This window comes from Cellulomonas sp. GbtcB1, assembly GCF_019091725.1.
Taxonomy (GTDB): domain Bacteria; phylum Actinomycetota; class Actinomycetes; order Actinomycetales; family Cellulomonadaceae; genus Cellulomonas.
Map to the genome: position 1 here is coordinate 1 of NZ_JAGXJG010000126.1, position 947 is coordinate 947.

Sequence of the window (947 nt, forward strand, 5' to 3'; positions counted from 1 at the left end):
AGACCGTCGCGACCGCCCGCGCGGTGCTGTGGAACTCGACGCTGGTCATCCTCCTCGTGCCGACCGCGGCCCTCGGGGTCGCGCAGACCGAGCAGGTCCTGCAGCTCGTGCGGCGGCTCGCGGACGCGGGACTCGCCGTCGTGCTGGTCAGCCACAACATGAACGACGTGTTCGCGGTCGCCGACGCGATCTGCGTCCTCTACCTCGGGCAGACGGCGGCGCAAGTGCGCACCGCGCGGACCAGCCGCGCCCAGGTCATCGAGCTCATCACCAGCGGGACGTCGGGCGACCGTGACCCGGCGTCGCCGCCCCCGCCGCCGACCACCGCCGACGGCCGGCCCGGACCCGACGGGAGCGTGCAGCCGTGACCACCCCGACCCTGACCCCGCCCTCGACGCCGTCGTCGCCGCTGACCGGCGCGGTCGAGCAGCCGACGTTCGCCGAGGCCCTGAACGCCTACGTCCGGAAGGTCCGCGGCGGCGACATGGGGTCGCTGCCGGCGGTCCTCGCGCTCGCCGTGCTGGTCGCGGCGTTCACCGTCGCCAAGCCGCAGACGTTCCCGTCCGCGCTCAACCTGGCCAACCTGTTCCAGCAGGGCGCGGTCGTCATGACGATCGGCATGGGCCTGGTGTTCGTGCTGCTGCTCGGGGCGATCGACCTGTCCGCCGGCTTCGCGTCGGGCGTCTGCGGCGCCGTGCTGGCCACGACGCTGACCGACATGCACTGGCCCTGGTACGCGTCGCTCGCCGCGGCGCTCGGCACCGGCGTGGTGATCGGCGTGCTGATCGGCCTGCTGGTCGCGCGGGTCGGCATCCCGTCGTTCGTCGCGACGCTCGCGGCGTTCCTGGCGTTCCAGGGCATCGTGCTGCTGATCATCGGCTCGGGCGGCGGCGCGCAGGCCGAGGGCGTGCGGCTCGTCGTCGCGGACCCCCGGCTGCGCGACGAGC

General features: G+C 74.2%; 2 pseudogenes. Both read left to right on the forward strand.

Annotation, left to right across the window (positions count from 1 at the left end):
• A pseudogene (locus KVT14_RS20030) lies at positions 1-368 on the forward strand (sugar ABC transporter ATP-binding protein); the annotation flags it as partial.
• A pseudogene (locus KVT14_RS23580) lies at positions 365-947 on the forward strand (ABC transporter permease); the annotation flags it as partial. The pseudogenes KVT14_RS20030 and KVT14_RS23580, both read left to right, overlap by 4 nt.